At 61.8% G+C, this 18,434-nt stretch carries 9 protein-coding genes; 4 read left to right on the top strand and 5 right to left on the bottom strand.

Translation table 11 applies throughout. The annotated features are described in order from the left end of the window. Positions 1-23 precede the first annotated feature (23 nt). From ACW18A_RS09100 to ACW18A_RS09120, 5 genes are all read right to left on the bottom strand, one after another. On the bottom strand, positions 24-6,386 hold the full coding sequence (locus ACW18A_RS09100; RefSeq protein ID WP_492021409.1) for an amino acid adenylation domain-containing protein: 6,363 nt from the start codon (positions 6,384-6,386) through the stop codon (positions 24-26). A gap of 62 nt (positions 6,387-6,448) precedes the next feature. Then, positions 6,449-6,913, bottom strand: a complete 465-nt coding sequence (locus tag ACW18A_RS09105) for a phosphopantetheine-binding protein (protein WP_492021410.1) — start codon at positions 6,911-6,913, stop codon at positions 6,449-6,451. Between the two features lie 224 nt (positions 6,914-7,137). Next, on the bottom strand, positions 7,138-9,078 hold the full coding sequence (locus tag ACW18A_RS09110; RefSeq protein WP_492021411.1) for an alpha/beta fold hydrolase: 1,941 nt from the start codon (positions 9,076-9,078) through the stop codon (positions 7,138-7,140). 36 nt (positions 9,079-9,114) lie between these two features. Continuing rightward, on the bottom strand, positions 9,115-9,609 hold the full coding sequence (locus ACW18A_RS09115) for a hypothetical protein (RefSeq protein WP_492021412.1): 495 nt from the start codon (positions 9,607-9,609) through the stop codon (positions 9,115-9,117). A gap of 34 nt (positions 9,610-9,643) precedes the next feature. Beyond that, positions 9,644-9,889: an MbtH family protein gene (locus ACW18A_RS09120; RefSeq protein ID WP_492021413.1), complete on the bottom strand. Its 246-nt coding sequence runs from the start codon at positions 9,887-9,889 to the stop codon at positions 9,644-9,646. A 499-nt stretch (positions 9,890-10,388) separates the two neighbouring features. Here ACW18A_RS09120 and ACW18A_RS09125 point away from each other — a divergent pair, with 499 nt between their 5' ends. Genes ACW18A_RS09125 through ACW18A_RS09140 form a run of 4 tightly spaced genes read left to right on the top strand, consistent with a single transcriptional unit; the run spans position 10,389 to position 18,434 of the window. Next, positions 10,389-11,690 (top strand): lysine N(6)-hydroxylase/L-ornithine N(5)-oxygenase family protein, encoded by a 1,302-nt coding sequence (locus ACW18A_RS09125; RefSeq protein WP_492021414.1) that lies wholly within the window; start codon positions 10,389-10,391, stop codon positions 11,688-11,690. Between the two features lie 10 nt (positions 11,691-11,700). Next, on the top strand, positions 11,701-12,738 hold the full coding sequence (locus tag ACW18A_RS09130; RefSeq protein WP_492021415.1) for an NAD(P)/FAD-dependent oxidoreductase: 1,038 nt from the start codon (positions 11,701-11,703) through the stop codon (positions 12,736-12,738). 27 nt (positions 12,739-12,765) lie between these two features. Next, entirely contained in the window at positions 12,766-15,075 is a 2,310-nt protein-coding gene (locus ACW18A_RS09135) for a class I tRNA ligase family protein (RefSeq protein WP_492021416.1), read from the top strand. Further along, positions 15,072-18,434 (top strand): amino acid adenylation domain-containing protein, encoded by a 3,363-nt coding sequence (locus ACW18A_RS09140; RefSeq protein WP_492021417.1) that lies wholly within the window; start codon positions 15,072-15,074, stop codon positions 18,432-18,434. The genes ACW18A_RS09135 and ACW18A_RS09140 overlap by 4 nt, the downstream gene beginning before the upstream one ends.

Raw genomic sequence — 18,434 nt, forward strand, 5'->3', positions numbered from 1 at the left:
CCCGCTGGAGGGCGACCATCAAGTCAGGCTGTGGTGCCCCCCTCTGGCATTTGCTCGAGGTCCGCGAGCACGTGGGCGATCTGATCGTCTCCCCCTGTCTTGAGCATCGCTTCGACCGTCGCAATCGCCAGCGCTTCGACTGTCGGATTATCGAACATGAGGCGGACCGGCAGGTCGGCCCCGAACTCGTCCCTGATCCGCGAAATGACGCGCGTGGCCAACAGCGAGTGCCCCCCCAGTTCGAAGAAATTGTCTTTGACGCCGACAGTCTCCACCTCAAGAATCTCGCACCACAGGCGCGCCAACGTGATTTCCACGGGGGTGCTCGGGACCGCCCCAATGCCGGGACTGGACGCTGCCTCTTGCGGATCGGGCAGATTGCTGCGGCTGAGCTTGCCACTCGGCGTAAGCGGCAGCGATCCCATGATGACATGCGACGTCGGGATCATGTGTTCGGGCAAGATGGCTCGAAGGTGCGCCCGGAGGTCCTCGGTGGACACCGACGATTCCGCATCGGCCTGAATGTACCCAACCAGACGAAGCTCGCCGCGGCTTTCGCGCGCAACCACGACCGCCTCCTGGACCGACGGATGTGTCCGCAGCGCGACCTCGACCTCGCCAAGCTCGACACGGTAGCCGCGAATCTTGACCTGCTGGTCCGACCGTCCGAGGAACTCGAGCTCTCCGTTCGCCAAAAAGCGCGCGCGGTCGCCTGTCCGATACAGCCGTCCTCCGTTCGTGTTCTGGGCGTCAGGGATGAACCGCTCGGCCGTCAGGGCAGGCTGTTCCAGATAGCCGCAAGCCAGCGCGGCACCGCCAATGCAAAGCTCGCCGGGAACGCCGATCGGGCATTGCTGCCCATACGGGTCGAGAATCTGAACCTTCGCATTGGGGATCATTCGGCCAATCGACGGGCGCGCCGGCCAGTCGCTGGGCGCGCCAGTGAGCTCGAGTTCGGTAACGACATGGGACTCAGTGGGCCCGTATTGATTGTACAGATTGGCGCCGAGCCGGGCGGTCATTTCGGCGATCTGCGGCGTGACCTGGAGTTGTTCGCCGGCCGTGATCAGCTCTGTCAACGATTGGGGAAGGGCGGGAGCGTGCCGAGCGTGCTCCGCCAGCTGCTGGAGCGCGACATACGGCATGAAGAGCCTCCGTACGTCTTCCTTGTGCAGCAATTCCAATAACGCGGGCGGATCCCGGCGTTGGTCCTCATTGATGAGTACGAGCGTTCCACCTGCGCCCAAGGTCGAAAAGATCTCCTGAAACGAGACGTCGAAGCTCAACGACGAGAATTGCAAGGTGGGCGCGCCCCTGGGCAGCGCGGATCGAGCGATTTGCCAGCGGATCAGCGACGCGAGCGGGCCATGCTGCATCACAACGCCCTTCGGCCTGCCCGTCGATCCGGAAGTATAGATGACATAGGCGAGGCTGTCGGCGGCAACGGGTACGTCCGGATTGTCGCGAGCGACGACCGGGGTCTTGAACGCATCGACGGCGACGAGCGTAGCGGACGCTCCCGGCAATTCCCCGCTCAGCGAACTTTGGGTCAACACGAGCGTGACATCCGCATCCGCCACCATGAAGGCGATGCGCTCTTTCGGGTAGGCGGGGTCGATCGGGACATAGGCCGCCCCCGCCTTTAGCGTCGCGATCAGGGCGACGATCAGATCCACGCCACGCTCGATACAGATCGCGACGCGGGCCCCCGGCTTCACCCCAAGCTTGCTCAGGCGATGCGCCAGGGCATTGGCGCGGGAATTGAGCGCCCTGTAGGTCGTCTTTTCCCCTCCAACAACGAGCGCGACGTCGTCGGGATGCAACTCCGCCTGCTTCTCGAACAGCACATGGCAGACTTCCGCATGGGTCGGGTCTTCAGTGTCGTTCCAGTCTGCGAGTGCGGTCGTCTCGGCTGGCAGAAGCATCGGCAGGGACCATATCGGACGGTCCGGCTCGTCCAGCGCCGCGGTGAGCAAGGCGCTGAAGTGTCCCGCTAAACGTTCAACCGTCGACAGGTCAAACAGATCGGAATTATATTCAATTCCGGCACTGAAGTCTTTCGCCGTTTCCGACAGGAACAGCGTCAAGTCGAATTTGGAGACGCCTGCGCTCAGCGTGGGCGTCTCCCCGTCTGGCGCGCCGCCGACTTCCACAGGGCGGCCGGTGTTCTGCAGGGCGAGCATTACCTGGAAGAGTGGGTTGTACGAGAGGTTTCTCTCCGGCTGGATCTCCTCGACCAACCTCTCGAACGGAATGCCCTGGTGTGTGAAGGCTTCCATCGTCACCTCACGCACCTCCGACACCAGAGCGCGGAATGAGGAATTCGCCGTAAACTGGGTGCGAAGCACGAGGGTGTTTGTAATAAAGCCGATCAACCCTTCAAGTTCCGGACGCACCCGATTGGCGATCGGGGAGCCCACCACCAGGTCTTCCCGGCCGGTATATCGATAAAGAAGAATATAGAACGCCGACAGCAACGTCGTGAAAAGGGTTACCTGCTCCCGCTCGGAGAAGCGTTTGACGCTCTTCAGGAGCGACGCGGGCAAGGCGAACATATACATGCCCCCGGTGAAGGATTGCATCGCCGGTCTCGGTCGGTCCGCTGGCAGGTCGAGAACGGGCGGCATGCCCTTGAGTTTCTCTTTCCAATAGGTTGTGTCGCGCTGCAGTAGTGGGCCGGACAAATACCGGCGCTGCCAGCAGGCGAAGTCCGCATATTGGATCGGCAGATCGGGCAACGACGAAGGCCTGCGGTTGCGCCGGGCGTCGTACAGTTCAAGAAGCTCCCTGGAAATTATCTCCATCGACCAGCCATCGGCTGCGATGTGATGAATGGTCATGAGGAGCAAATTATCGTTATTGGACAAGCATATAAGCTTGCCACGCAAGACTGGTCCGTTCTTGAGATCGAACGGCGTCTGCGCTTGCAGTGTGATCAAGCGCTGTAGCTCAGACTTCCTGTTTCTTTCCAGTATCTTGCGCAGGTCATGTACCGGAATCTTGATTTTCAACAACGGGGAAATGACCTGAACCGGGTCGCCCTCCACCGTACTGAACGTCGTACGCAGGGTCTCGTGGCGTGCAATGATGTCATTGAGCGCGCCTTCGAGCATTGTCGCGTCGACCGGACCAGCGAAGTGCACCGGGAGAACGATGTTGTAGACGGCGCTATTCGGATAGAACTGATCCAGGAACCATAGGCGCTGCTGCGCAAAGGAGAGCGGGATCGGCCGGTCCCTGTCAACGCGAGCGATGGTGATGACCTGGGGTTGGGGATCCGAACGGTCCAAGGGCCTGATCAGCGCAGCCAACTGCTCGATCGTCGGCGCCTCGAACAGCCGCTGGAGCGGTATTTCGACCTGCAACGTATCATTGATCCGCGCAACGATTTGCGTGGCGATCAGGGAGTGTCCGCCAAGCCGGAAGAAATTGTCGCGGATTCCGACCAGGTCCATGTGAAGCACGTCCATCCAGATCTGCGTCAGGTGGATCTCCAGATTGTCGCGGGGTGCCAGATACTCTTCAGCACTGGCCATTGGGGCGTCGAGCCGCGCGCCGGCGTCCGCCAACGCGCGCCGGTCAATGGCACCCTTTCTGTCACGGGGAATCTCTCGCCCGAGTTCGAACCTGACGGGCATCAGCCTTGCCGGCAGCCGCTCGCTAAAGAAGACCTGCAGATCGGAAGCGGCAACGTTCTGCGACAGCTTCAGAAATGCGACCAACCCCCGGTCGGCCAGTCCCTGGCGGGATCTCGCCGTAACCGCCGCCGCATCCACCGCCTGATGCTCGCAAAGCATGGCCTCGATCTCGGCGAAGTAAGTCTTCAGATTCCCCGTCAGCAGCGCATCGTCCATCCCGCCGTGGAGGACCAGCTGTCCATCCTCAAGCCGAACAAAATCTTCCGTCCGGTAGCCCGGATCAGGACCGGTCAGGTCAGGATGCTGCACGTACAGATCGCCGGGAACCCGTTCCGGCACGGTGTCAAAATCGCTTCCCAGAACCTTGATTTTGACATCCGAAGCGGGAATTCCGAGCGGAATATCCGCGGCATCCGGATCGAGGAGCGCCAGGGGCTGGACCAGATAGAATCCGCCCGCGCGCGGGTCGCTGGAAACCATGTGAATACGTTGAAGTATCTCCGGCGGGAGAGTTCGCTGAAGCTCGCCCCAGTCCAGCTGCCGTTCAGCAGAAAGCACGAGCCGCACGTTCCGCAGGGATCGCGGAAATTCCCGGTTCAGCCGTTCCAGATCCGCCATGGCGAGAGACAGAACGGTAGCGGAGGCGTCCTGCAGCAAGGCTGCGAACCGCCGCGAGCGAACCGACAATGCGGGCGGCACAAAGACAATCGACGCCCCGGCGGACAGCGCGCCGAAGATTTCATACCGGGCGCAATCGGAAGCGATGTTGGAAAGATGAACGACGCGATCTTCCGGCGACAGGCGAAGAAAACGATCGTGTCCAGCGCGGCCCAGAACCCGATGGCTGACGTGTGTAATGGCTGTTTCGCTCGCGCCGTCGACCCGAGCCAGCGCCACGGCGGGAGCCTCGGGCGTTACGGCGATTTCGAGTTCGCCGTCGGGTTGGCCCTCCGCCTCATTCCAAAGCGCTTCAATCCGGACCGCCTCTACGCCGAATTTTCCGACGCATGACGCGGTAGCGTCGTCCACGACGACCAAGGCCGGCGCAAGCGCCGTCAGCATTCGCTCCGTCCGATCGGAGTTCAGCGCGCCGCCGCCTGGTTTCACGACGTCGGCGGGGTCGATCGGAGCCCAGACCAGGCCCGCCTTCAGAATCGCCAGGACGACCGCGAGCCACCCTGATCCGGACCCGCAAGCCACCGCGACGGTGCTGCCGACGCTGAGCTGGGCGAGGAAAGAGGTTCGCGCGATCCGGTTCGCCCGTTGGTTCAGCTCGAGATAGGTGGACGCACCATTGGACTCGATCGTAGCGATGGCCGTAGGGGCGCGGGCGGCATGGGCGGCGACGCGCGCGCCCATGGCCTCCGTCGGCGCCACCGCGACCTCGACGTCGTCGGAGGAATCCACGGTGGGCAGCGCCTCGTCGGCAATCCAGATGGAGAGGCGGGAAAGCGCTTCGTTCGGACTTTCGACAATCCGGTGCAGCAGCGCAATGTAGCGCGCGATCATGGTGTCGATGGTTGAGTCGTCGAAAAGGTCGGTGTTGAATTCAAGAAATCCTTGCGCCCCGGCTCCCGTGTCGACCACAGACATCGTCAAATCAAACTTGGCGGTGCCGTTGCCGACCGAGCCGGCCAGGATCTGGGATCCGAGCGGCTGGATAGGCGCCGCGCTACGATCGATTGCTCCGATGTTCTGGACCCCGAACAGAATTTGGAAAAATGGATTGTGGCCCAGGTCCCGGTCGAGCTGCAGTTCGTCGACCAGCTTCTCGAACGGCATGTCCTGATTGCCATAGGCGTCCAGCGCCACGTCACGCTCGCGCACGAGCAACTCGACAAAGCTGGGGTCTCCCGAGAGATCCGTCCGCAATACCAGGGTGTTGACGAAGAAGCCGATCAACCCTTCCAGTTCTGAACGGGTCCGGTTGGCGATCGGCGATCCGATGGCGATGTCGGTTTCGCCACTCAATCGGTGGAGCAAGACCTTCAGCGCCGCGAGCAGCGTCATGAAAAGCGAGGCGCGGTTTTCGTTGCCCAGCGCCTTGAGCGCTTCGCACAGTTTCTCATCCAGCGTGAATCCGCGTACCGACCCGTTGCTGGTCCGCACCGGCGGCCTGCGACGATCGGTGGTAAGATTGAGCACGGGCCGCAGATCCGAAAGCTGATTGCGCCAGTAGCGGAGCTGTTGTTGCAGGGGTTCCCCACGGAACCAGTCCGCTTGCCAGACCGCAAAGTCCGGATACTGAAGCGCAAGTTCCGGCAGTGGAGAGGGGCGTCCATTGAGAAACGCCATGTAGATGGTGGTCAATTCCCGATTGAGCACCGACATCGACCAACCATCAGAGACAATATGATGCATTACCAGCATCAGATAGCTCTGGTTCGCATTAAGCTGCACCAAGGAAGCATGCAGCAACGGGCCTGTTCTGAGATCGAACGGCCGCCGGCTTTCCGCATAGATGAACTTGTCTAATTCCTCTGCCTGGGCCACGCCCGACCGCGACCTCAGGTCCACCATAGTGAGCGGGATATTCAACGAAGCCTTGACGACCTGAGCGGGTTGCCCGTCGACCACCTCGAAGGTTGTCCTGAGGGCTTCGTGCCGCCGGATGATCTCGTTGATGGTTCGTTCAAGAACTCGCGCGTCAAAGCGACCGTAAAGCGGCACAGATGTCGCAATATTGTACGCGGGATTGCCCGGCTGGAACCGGTCAAGAATCCACAACCGGGATTGGGCAAAGGACATGGGACAGACACGTCGTCCGCCATCCCCCGCCACCCGGGCAACGGAGTCTCGCGGATTGGCGGTTACCTTAGAGTTAGTGGCCAATGTTGCCCCCACTGGTTGCAGGAAATCCCGGCGATTGGGCCTGGTGTGTGCTGTTCGCCCCCAGGGAACGTTGCAGCCCCGCGGGCCATGCGTGGTATTGATTGCGGATAGGCGTGCTCGCCCGCGACCTGCGCGCGTTCCACGACGCGGTCGGGATCGGAGACGATCGGATCTTCAAACAGATCCCGGCTCGACAGAGACACAAGGAACGCCCCATTCAGGCGGTCGATTGCACGGGTCGCCAGGAGGGAGTGACCGCCCAACTCTTCCGGCTCCGTCCCAGGCGCGATCTTGCCGGGGCCATCGAGTTCCCGCGCCGTCCGCTGCGACAATGGCTGGCGGTCGAGCTTGCCGCTGCCGCAAACAGGACAGGCGCGCCGGTTCGCTTCGGACTGTCGCTCCTCCGTGGAAACGGCCTCGAGGTCCGCGATTTCCACGCGCACCGGCAAATCGGACCTGACTTCCTGGACCGCCCCGCCCGCTTCAAAGCCAAAGATGGTTCCAGGACTGTCGTGGCACCGAACTACCGCCGCAGGCCCAGAGCGGCGAGCAACGGCAACCCGCGCCGTGGCTCCGAACTGGCGTTCGAGCAGAGCTCGCCTTTCAGGAGACAGGGCTGCAGTACGCACCGAAAGCACGGGGGACGGCCGATCCTTTTCTCCCGTACTCATCGGACTTCGGCCCGATAAGATCTGGCCGTTTCAGCTGAACCGTTCAGGACGGCAGGCGATGTGCGCCCATCACAGGTTGCGGACGGCCCGTTACCGGACACGAACCATTCGATCATGCGGGCGACGACATCCGCGCGATCATAGAGGAAATAGTGGGTCGCTCCCGGCGCGTGCACCAGGCGGGCGCGAGGAAACAGACCCTGCGCCCATTCCGACGCTTTGGGCGATGCGATGCGATCATACTCTGACGAAAGGAGCAGGACCGGCACGTCTACCTGGCCCGCGACATCGCTAATGTCGTAGCGCCAGAAGTCGGTCATCTGGCGGGCAAATCTGATTGTCGAGCTTGCGTCGCGAAACGGCCGAAGGACGGGCATTCGGAGATCGCGGTTCATCGTCGCCAAAACGGCCTCGGACTCGTCGGCCTCCGTCTCCATACCGTCAGGATCGGGCTCGCTTCCGCGCGACGTCAGCGACGTCGCTATCCAGGAAGCAGTCGACGGCCTTTGCTCCAGATCGCTGAAAAGCGCCTCAAAATCAACTTCGTACGGTGTGTCGAAATCGAGCGGATTCCCGAGACACTTCACCTGCATATTTAGAAATGTCATGGAGCGCACCCGATCGGGGTGGCGCAGGACGAATTCCGCCGCGATCTTCGGGGCGGTGCACCATCCGACCAAATGGACTCCCGCAAGCGCCTCCCGCTCAACGATTGCCGCCAGGTCGGCAACATGATCGAGAAGCGAGATTTCGGATTCCGTATTGTCGAGCCCGCCCGGCTGCCAACTCAGGACCCGGAACCGCGGACTCAGATGCGCTGTCAGCCGAGACAAGGGCTTCGGCCCCTGCCCCAGTGCATTGAGCAGCACCACCGCCTCGCCGTCGACGCCAGCAAAACTATAAGAAAACTCCCGGTCGCCACTCTGGGTCGTCCGGATTTCCGGTGGGCTCGACGCGTGCGAGTCGAGTGAACCCTGTTCAGATAAATGCGTCTGACGCGCCGCCTCGACCAGATCATGGAACTCGGCCGGATCCATGCCAGATGAAAGCGAGGCCATGCCCGCCGCAGCGTAAGTCTGTTCAATTGCTTCACGGTCCGGCTGCCCCAGATGCTCGGCAAAATTCATCAGCCTCCGATCGAACAGCGCATCGATTGCAGTCAGCTGCCCGGAGAACAGCGCCCTACCGTCCAATGGCAGCAGGGTGACGCCGTGAATATCCCCGACCCGTTCGAGGAAATCCTCCGCTGACAGACTATCCACGCTCGCTACGACATAGTCACCTGCTCCAGCCCGGCACGAAATCGCAGTTATGACTGCCGCAGCCTGCTCCGTGCTGATTATATTGACTCGCGCGCTCGGCGATATCTGGCACCGGAGCCCACGGTACTCAAACAGGTCCTCCGTCCGCTCATCGATTTCCGTCTTGAGATCGAACAGAGTGGACAGGAAATGGAGGACACCTTCCTGAGCGATGTCGTCGGGATGCCCGCCATCAAGCGTGAGTGTCGTGCGGAACGACCTCATCACGGGGAAATCGGCCGTAATGGGATTGCTGTCGGCGACCGGCTCGCCCCTCGGCAGAATCCAGCGCCAACGCTGACCTCCACAATATGGGGTTGCGACCAGATTCAACGTACCGATGGAGGCAAGCCGCAGGGCTTCGAGCAGCGGCCCGGGAGCGGATTCGGTACTTGCCGTGAAGTGCCAGGCTTCGGCACCGGTGGCATTCTCCAATGAGGCTAGATACTCAATCCTTCCCGCCACCCCCCCGGATGAGCGACGAAGCGAAATTCGCCGTACCAATAGCTCAAAGCGCGCGTACGCCGCCGCTGAAATCAAGACACCCACGTGCTGGGAGCGAGACAACTGCTCGGCGGCGATAAAAGCTGCCAAAAGGCCGGGCATCCCTGTGAAAACAACATTCACTCGCGACATACTGAAGTCCCCCGACGTAACCTCCTCCGTGGCGTTTCAGACGACTCCGCTCGGGGGCGTAAAGGGGTCGTTGACGACAGCTGACGCGGTGGAGTTCGGCGAGGGGAAGTTCATCGCCGTTGTCGAAACCGACATAAGGCTTTGTCCCAGAGTCCAGATATCACCATAGCCCACATCACCCATGTCGGTCTCAGAGATCAGGCTCTTCAACGCGACCTTATACCTGTCATACGCATCCGTATATTGCTGCGGCAGCGTCGTATCACTGTAGAACGCCTGAACTATCTGCTGATATTCGTCCTGTGCGTCGCGGACAAGCTCGGGCTGCTGGCTCTGATACGCCCTTTCGAGCTTGCGCTGAAATTCGGTCTGGACGCTCAGGGACCTGCTCTGCGCATCGGCACAGGCATCGGCCACATCGCGAAAGTATCTTTCGTGTATCAACTGCAACTCTCTGTGCAGCGGCTCAGTCGATCTTCCCTCATCCATGGCAACGATCCCTTCCTGCTCACTCTGGTTCGCCGAATTCACAAAAGCCTCCCTATGTTCGAATGGACTGGCTCTTCTACTGCGGTGTCACGCGCCGCGTCCTGCCTATGACTGGAGCGCGGGCGGACGGGCTTATGCCGGGCTCACCTGACGACATGAATTCCCTCAGGCTTAGGGGGCGCATGTCCGTCCAGATTGCCTCGATACAGGCGAGGCACTCCTCCTTGAGTCCGAAGTTGTCCGCATCGCTCCACCCTAGGGGATTATCCCGACTATTCGGCCATATAGAATACTGCCTCTGATGATTGACAACTACTTTCATCTGAATTTCACTAAACACAAACCCCCCCAAAACGTCAGCTTGCCAATAACATAATTCGTCCTACAATTTTCAGACTCTTAGCGAGATCAACTCGACAATTTTTGACCAGCTATCTATTTTTCTTGACGCGATCTCAATTCCAGCGAGCAATACTTTCGCTTCGCTGGGCACGATTAATAGGATATGCCTTCCCGAATGGATTGTAAACCGGCAAATTGCACTCTAGGGTCCCCGTGGGGGAGCTGCACGGGGTATTGGTTTCGTGCAATTGCTACATAGTAAATTTACGCTGCCGCGCCTGCGGCAGCGTAAGAGAGAAATGCTTTGAGTCATTCGAGACAATAGGACTCGATCGACCTGGAAATGTTACTGTTACAGTTTCTCTGAGAGCTAGGCCTAAAACACTAACTCGATGGTCGCAGTCGAACCTGATTGACGTGCCATATTGCTATAGTGCTGAGATCATAATTGACTGAGATCTTAATACCGAAGGGGAGCCATGATACATCATTGCATCGGTATCGGCGTCGGGCCGTCAAATCTTAGTCTTGCGTCCTTAATATACCCATACAAGGGCGTTAATTGTGTGTTCGTCGACAAGAAGCCTGAATTCGCTTGGCACGACGGGATGTATTTTCCCGGCGCAACGCTACAAGTGGCATTGTTCAAAGATTTGGTAACGCTATCGGATCCGACAAATCCGTTCTCGTTTATTTCCTACTTATTCGCCGAGGGAAAGATTCACCACTTTCTCAACGCGCAATTCGATGCGGTTCCGCGGCGGGAGTTCCGGAACTACCTGAAATGGGCATGCGATCTGAACGAGAACGTCCATTTCGGTGAAGAGGTCCTCGAGATCCGGTTCGACGGGCATTTCGTCGTGGAAACGGAGAAGCGCACCATCCGTGCCGAAAACATCGCTGTCGGTGTCGGTACCGAGGCGCATGTCCCCAGTTTCGCCCGGAAGCATATCGGGCCAACACAGTTCCATGTCAGCGAATATGGCGCCAGGGCAAAGTCGCTGAAAGGCAAGCGTGTCACTATCGTCGGGGGCGGTCAGTCCGGTGCTGAAGCCTTCCTGGATACGATCTCCTGCGACAACGACTTGCTCCCGAAGCAGGTTAACTGGATTTCGCGCCGGGAGAACTTCCTCCCTCTTGATGATTCTCCGTTCGTCAACGACTATTTCATGCCCTGTTTTTCCGAATACTTCTTTGATAAGGACAAGAAGTTCAAGAAGGCGTTCCTGGAACGAAATGTTCTGGCGAGCGACGGCATCTCTGAAAAGACGATACGAGATATCTATCAGCGCCTCTACACGCTCCGCTTTGTCGAGGATCGCGGCGACATGCCCGTCATGATGCCGGGCCGAACCGTGGACCAGGTGCGGCACGACGGGCGGCAGTGGGAGCTGGCCGTGACCCATCATGCGGCGGGAACGGAAGAGAAGCCCATCTATGCCGACATCGTCATATGGGCGACCGGGTTCCGCGGACACTCCATGCCGTTCCTCGCAACGCTCGCGCCGCGTCTCGAGTATGAAGACGTAGAGGTCCGCATCGACTCCAATTTTGCGGCGGTGTGGGACGGTCCCGCTGATCGACGCATTTTCATGCTGAACGCCGCGCGGCAGCAACGCGGCTTGGCCGAGCCGAACTTAAGCCTGATCGCGTGGCGCAGCCAATGCGTGATCGATGCGATGCTGAGCAGGGGTGGCAGCACGCGCGCTGCCCAGAAGCGGTCGTTTGTGACCTGGCAGCCGGGCCACGCTTGGCCCGAGCAGCAGCACCGCGCTGGGTGATGGTGGGGCCATGCGCGAACGGATCATAGTCGCGGGCGCGGGTATCATCGGCTCCGTCATCGTCAGAGAAATTCTGGCCGCGCGGCCCGGCGCGGAGATTATCGCGATCGACCGGGACCTGGCCGGTTCGGGCGCGACACGGCGTTCCGCCGGTCTGCATTTCGCGGCCGGCCGGACCGATCGCACACGCGCCATGGCCCTGACGAGCGAGCGCTATTATCAGGCGCTCGCGGCCGACGATCCCCGCCTGCCGATCTACCCGGTGGCGCTGGATGCGGTCGCTTTCGGCCCAGCCGCAGAGACGGCTCAATCCAGGTTTGTCAATGCGGGGCCAATCGAAACGTCGCCGATCCGCGCAAAGGCGGCGATGGGACAGCCGCAGGGTGCTTCGGTCTGGTCGGTCCCGGCGTGCCACTATTCCGACGTGGGAGCCCTGACGGATTGCCTTGTCCGCGATTTCCGGCCCGCGATCTCCATGCTCGAAGGCGTTGCGATCGTCCGTATCGAGGAAGAGGAAGGCGTCGCCGTAGCGGTGCTCTCGACCGGCGAGACGGTGCGTGCGGACAGACTGGTCCTGGCGCCGGGTCCGTGGGTGAATGCATCCGCGTGGCGTGCGATGGTCGCGCCGCTGGGCATCCGCGTGAAGAAGATCGTTGCCTTCCACCTGAACGCTCCGGTGGGCGATGCGGATGCTGCGGTCTTCTTCCCGGAAGAGGACGCTTTCTTGCTGCCTCTCCGGCATCGTGGCCATTGGCTTTTCAGCTATACTTGCCTCGACTGGGACGTCGATCCCGACGCGCCGCCGCCTGGCGTCACTCGACAGAATCTTGAGGAGGCGCAGGCGGTGCTTCGGCGGTATGCACCAGATCTGGTCGACCGATTGCGGTCCGGCCGAGTGTTCTGCGACGCCTATAGCCCCAGTCGAGAACCGATCGTCGCCAAGATCGGCGGCAGCGGGCGGATCATCTTCGCCGGCGCAGCAAATGGATCAGGCTACCGTCTGGCACCGGCCATCGCCGCTGAAACGCTGAGTTTGCTCGATGACTGATCACCCGGCCTCAGGAGATCGCACGCGATGAAAATCACGACCTTGGATGAAGGCGCTTACTCGGCTGCGTTCGGCATCGGGATGGCGGCCATCGACAGCCTTGCCGGTCCAGCGGGCGCCGCGAGCTTCGGACGCGTGGTGCCCGGGGGCGAGACCACCGCACACCAGCATGACGAAGCCGAGGCATTCGTCATATTGAGGGGCGAGGGCGAATTGGTGGTCGACAACATCGTCCATCCCGTCCGCCCAGGTTCCGTGGCGGTGTTCGAGCCCTTCGAAACCCACGCGCTCCGCAACACCGGCGACATCCCGCTGGAGTTTCTGGATCTCTATGGCCGCGACCCGGCTCGTGCGGCCGAAGCGGCCAGGAATACCGGCAGGGAACGCTTGATCGATCGGCCCGTCTTCGTTTTCTCAACGCCGCCGACGCCCAACGGCGATCTGCATCTGGGCCATCTCTCCGGCCCCTATCTCGGCGCCGACGTCTTCGTTCGGTTCCAGCGCATGAACGGGGTCGCAGCCTATCACCTGACCGGGAGCGACGATTTCCAAAGCTATGTGGTTGCGCGCGCCCAACAGGAGAACAGCGAACCGCTGCAGGTCGCCGCGCACTATGCTGCGGAGATACGCGCGACGCTTTCGCTCATGGACATCCCGGTCGACCAGTTCACCGTAACGGGAACGGATCCAACCTACCGGGAAGGGCTGCAAGATTTCTTCTCGCGCCTCGTTCGCTCGGGTGCCGTCCAGCGTCGGACCGATCCGGCGCTCTTCGATGGGGAGACCCGGAAATACCTCTATGAGGTCGATGTCGGCGGGCGCTGCCCGAACTGCTCGTCGCCGACCGGAGGGAATATCTGCGAGGAATGCGGCGAGCCCAATCTCTGTGTCGACCTCATCGATGCAAAGTCCAAGCTTTCCGTTGCGGATCCGGTGCGAGGGGCGGCCGATCGCTTCTCTCTGCCGCTTCATGATTTCCGCGAGACCGTGCTGGCGCATCATCGCGCCGGCAAGGTTTCGCCGCGGCTTCAGGACCTCGCCCGCCGTGTCTTTGCGCGTGAGGAATTCCACTTACCCGTTACTCACCCATCCGAATGGGGGGTGCCGCCGGTAGAACGGGTCGAAGGGCGTCAGGTCATCTGGGTCTGGCCCGAAATGGCCTATGGATTCCTGCATGGCATTGCGGAGCTTGGCCGCCGCCACGGCCGGGATTGGTCGGCGGACCTACCCCAGCGCGATTGGAAGATCGTCCACTTTTTCGGATACGATAACAGCTTCTACCACACGATCCTGTATCCCGTGCTGTACGCCCTCGCCTACCCGGATTGGGTCTGCGACATCGAATATAACGTCAATGAGTTCTACCTGCTCGACGGCGCGAAGTTTTCGACCAGCCGGCGCCATGCAATCTGGGGCAAGGATATCCTGTCGTCGGAGACGGTGGACGCCGTCCGCTACTATCTCTGCCTGACGCGCGGTGAGACGGAGCGGACCAATTTCGAACTGGAGACCTTCCAGGCCGTCATTGATGAGACATTGATCGGACGGTGGCAGCGCTGGCTGAAAGGACTGGGGGACCGCATTACCTCGCAGTTCGACGGCCATGCCCCGGATGCTGGCGTATGGTCCCCTATCCAGAGCGCGTTCCTCGCGCAGCTGCAGGCCAGACTCGACGCGATCACGGTACATTATGGCGCGGACGGCTTTTCGCTCAATGGCGTGATGCATCAGCTCAACGCATTGGTCGATGACGTCATCCGTTTCTCAAAAGCGCATCAGAGCCTGTTCAGCAATCCCGGCCTCTATGACGAGTGGCGGACCGTCATAGCGCTCGAGCTGGCAGCGGCTCGGTTGTTGGCTCAATGCGCTGCGCCGGTCATGCCACGCTTTGCCGGCAAGCTGGCCGAGGCGATCGGCGCCGATGGGGCCACGACGCATTGGCGGGATCGCGTAACGCTGCTGCCGCCCGGCGCCGAGATACACCTTGCCGGCGCGCCCTTCTTCGCCGTGCCGAGGACCGCATCGTCTCGCGATACCGGGCAGGCGGAGGCTCAGGCTCCGTCTCCATCCGATCCCGGACCTGTCGAACAGACGGCATTGGAAGCGATGCTCCGGGCAATCCTGCGCCTTGAGCCTGATGCGCCCGTCCGGTCAAAATCGCCGCGCGATCTCGGGCTTACCTCGCTCGGCGCCATCACACTTCAACGCAAGCTGCAGACTGAATGGGGCGTCGATCTGTTGGTCAGCAACATTTTGGAAGCGGAGACGATCGAAACGCTCTTTGCGCTGACGGTCGAGCGGAGCGCCATCGGTGAGGAAGAGGGGGTCTCGATATGAGCGTCGAGAGCATTCTGAGCACCGTCGCTGAACGCGGCCTCGTCTTGTTGCGGAACGGCTCGAACCTGCGTCTGGAGGGGCCGCGCTCGGCGATCGACCCGGCGCTGATCGGGCTGATCCGCGAGTCCAAATCCGAGCTTCTCAAGCATTTGCAGGCCGCACCTACCAGCGACGACGGGCGGATCGCCCTGACGCCGATGCAGGCAAGCTATTACTATGGCCGCCAGGACCATTTCTCGATGGGGGGCGTGTCTTCGCATGTCTACCGCGAGATTGAGGGCGTGTTCGATGCCGTTCGGCTCGAAGCGGCTCTGTCCGCGGTCGTCGAGCGGCATGGCATGCTGCGGACCAGCTTCGCCGACGATGCGACGCAGATCGAGGCCGGTCCGGCGGAGCGGTCGCCGGTGCGGATCGCGGTAGCGGACCTGCGCGACCTCCCCCCCTCCGCGCAGCAAGCGGCGCGGGATCGTACGCGGGCGGAAATGGCCCACCAGGTGTTGCCGGCCGACAAGGCGCCGCTCATCGATGTGCGCCTGAGCATCGTCAGCGATGCCGAAATGATCCTGCATGTCGGTCACGATGGGCTGATCATCGACGGCGGCAGCGCATTCCTGTTCTTCGACGATTGGCGCCAGGCCTATGTCGAGCCCAACGGACAGGGTTCGCGCGACACCCTGGGGGTATCGTTTTTCGACCATGTTCGCGCGCTCGCGACGTCGCAACTCGCGCCAGACTACCGGCGTGCGCGCAATTACTGGCTGGGCCAGCTGGAGACAATTCCGCCCCATCCGCAGTTGCCGCTGACCGGCAACCCCGAGACGATAGGAAAGCCGGTTTCGGTCCGCCATGAATTTCGCATCGAGACTGAGCGCTGGTCCGCGCTCAAGGTCCAGGCGGTCCACCGGGCTCTGACACCGACGGCCGCGCTCGCCGCCGCCTATTCAGAGGTCTTGTCGCTTTGGGGTGCCGGCGAGCGTTTTACGCTCAACGTCACCCTGGCGAACCGACTGCCGGCCCATGGCGATATCGACCGCGTCATCGGCAACTTCACCGATTGCATGCTGCTACCGATCGAGATCGATACCGGAGCCGATTTCGCCGCGCGCGCCGCTGCGGTTCAGGCCCGCTTGCGCGAGGGGCTGGATCATCGCCAGTTCTCCGGTCTCGACGTCATGCGGGAAATCGGCCGGCGCGCCGGCAGTGGCCAGGCGGCGGCGATGCCGTTCACCTTCAACAGCACGCTCGGAGCGTTTCCGGACGGTTCGGCGATCGCCGCCTGGGGGAACGAAGTCTATTCGGTCAGCCAGACACCGCAAGTATGGCTCAACGCCTTCGCACTGGAGTGCGACGGCGCCCTCGTCATCCAGATGGATTCGGTGGACGCGCTATTTCCGGAGGGGCTGATCAGCGCACTGACCGAGGCCTATGAGCGGCTTCTCCGCGCGCTCGCCGCCGGTGACGCGGCATGGTCCCGCACCGATCAGGAACTCCTGCCGCCGGATCAATGGGCGCAACGCCGGGCAGCCAATGATACGGTGGTCCCCCTTCCCCTCGGGCGGCCCCACGCCGGCTTTCTCAAGCATGTCGCGGCAGCGCCGGACGCCCTGGCGATCGATTGCAGCGCGAAGCGCCTGACCTATGGCGAGCTGTGCGCCGGTGCGTGCGCGGTGGCGCGCTGGCTCAACCACAATCGCATCGGCCGCGACGACCTCGTCGGCATTGTAATGCACAAGGGGTGGGAGCAGATCGTCGCGATCCTGGGGATAGGCCTCGCCGGCGCCGCCTATGTGCCGATCGAGGCTGGACTTCCGCCAGGCCGGATCGAGGCTCTGCTGTCGAGCGGGTCAATACGGTGCGCGCTCGTGCAGCATGGAGAGGCGCTGCGCCGTGAGGGCGCGGCGACGCTGACGATCGATGACGCCTTTCTGGAGGCGGCCCAGCAGACGGAAATGGATACGCGGCCCGAGGATTTCGCCCCGGCCGATGCGGCGCAAAGCGATCTCGCCTACGTCCTCTACACCTCAGGCTCGACGGGCGCGCCGAAGGGCGTGATGGTCACCCAGAGCAACCTGATCAACCTGATCGCCGATACGACAAGGCGCTTCGCGATTTCCGCCAAGGACCGCATCATCGCGGTCAGCAGCTGCAGCTTCGATCTTTCGGTTTTCGATATATTCGGGGCGTTCTCGGCCGGCGCTGCGCTGGTCATTCCCGACGCCGTCCGCGCGGCTGATCCGGCGCACTGGCTTGATCTGGCAACGCGCGCCGGCGTTACGATGTGGAATTCGGTGCCGGCGATCGTGGAGCTGCTGGTAGAAGAGGCCGTTGCGTCCGATCGGATGCTGCCACGGTCGCTTCGCTGCGTGATGATGAGCGGCGACCGCATTCCGGCGACGTTGCCGGCGCGCATCGCGGCGCTCCAGCCGGATGTCCGGATCGTCAGCCTGGGCGGGCCGACGGAGACGACGGTCTGGAACATCCTGTATCCCATCGACGACCCCAACGCGATCGACGGGCCGATCCCCTATGGCAAGCCGAACGAGAATAACCGCGCCTATATCCTTGATGCGCAGCGTCGCGAGTGTCCCGACTGGGTTCCCGGCGAACTTCATGCCGCCGGAGAGGGGGTCGCCAAAGGCTATTTCGGTGATCCGGCGCTGACCGCCGCCAAGTTCTTCCACCACGAGCCGCTGGGCGAACGGCTCTATCGTACCGGCGACAGCGCCCGCTATCGGCCGGATGGAAACATCGAAATCCTTGGCCGGGTCGATTTTCAGATCAAGCTCAATGGCTATCGTATCGACCCAGCAGAGATCGAAGCCATTTTGGTCAACCAGCCTGGCATCGCCGCCGCCGCTGTGGTTGGCCGCGACACGCGGGACGGTCCCAGCCTCGTCGCCTTTCTCGTCGAAACGGGCGATGAAACCGTGGTTGGCGAATGCACCTTGACCGCTGCGCTCGAAGCGGCCCTGCCCGCCTACATGGTGCCGCGCCAATTCGTTTGGCTGGAGCGTCTGGTGCTGACCCGCAACGGCAAGGTCGACCGGACCTACCTGACCAGGACCGCGATACCGGATGACGCGCCCGCCGCGACCATTGAAACCGATCCGGCCCCGCCGGCCGAAATCGAAGCGAAAATTATCGACATCTGGTCCGAGATATTGCGCAACGACGGAATTAATCCGGTCAGTGGTTTCTACCAACTGGGCGGCACGTCGCTGTCGGGTGTCCGACTCCTCGCGCGCATACGCAAGGAATTCGGCGTCTCCGTACCCATCGCCAACCTGCCACGCTTCGACACGCCGCGTAAGATGGCCAGCCATCTCGATCAAGCGCGATCCCACGCGGAGATGGCCTGA

Source organism: Brevundimonas sp. AVps5 (assembly GCF_058681515.1).

Bases quoted from the DNA above. Each gene is read 5' to 3' on its own strand.
- ACW18A_RS09125 (WP_492021414.1), top strand. From the start codon at position 10,389: ATGATACATCATTGCATCGGTATCGGCGTCGGGCCGTCAAATCTTAGT.
- ACW18A_RS09120 (WP_492021413.1), bottom strand. From the start codon at position 9,889: ATGAAAGTAGTTGTCAATCATCAGAGGCAGTATTCTATATGGCCGAAT.
- ACW18A_RS09110 (WP_492021411.1), bottom strand. From the start codon at position 9,078: ATGTCGCGAGTGAATGTTGTTTTCACAGGGATGCCCGGCCTTTTGGCA.
- ACW18A_RS09135 (WP_492021416.1), top strand. From the start codon at position 12,766: ATGAAAATCACGACCTTGGATGAAGGCGCTTACTCGGCTGCGTTCGGC.
- ACW18A_RS09140 (WP_492021417.1), top strand. From the start codon at position 15,072: ATGAGCGTCGAGAGCATTCTGAGCACCGTCGCTGAACGCGGCCTCGTC.
- ACW18A_RS09130 (WP_492021415.1), top strand. From the start codon at position 11,701: ATGCGCGAACGGATCATAGTCGCGGGCGCGGGTATCATCGGCTCCGTC.
- ACW18A_RS09100 (WP_492021409.1), bottom strand. From the start codon at position 6,386: ATGTCCTTTGCCCAATCCCGGTTGTGGATTCTTGACCGGTTCCAGCCG.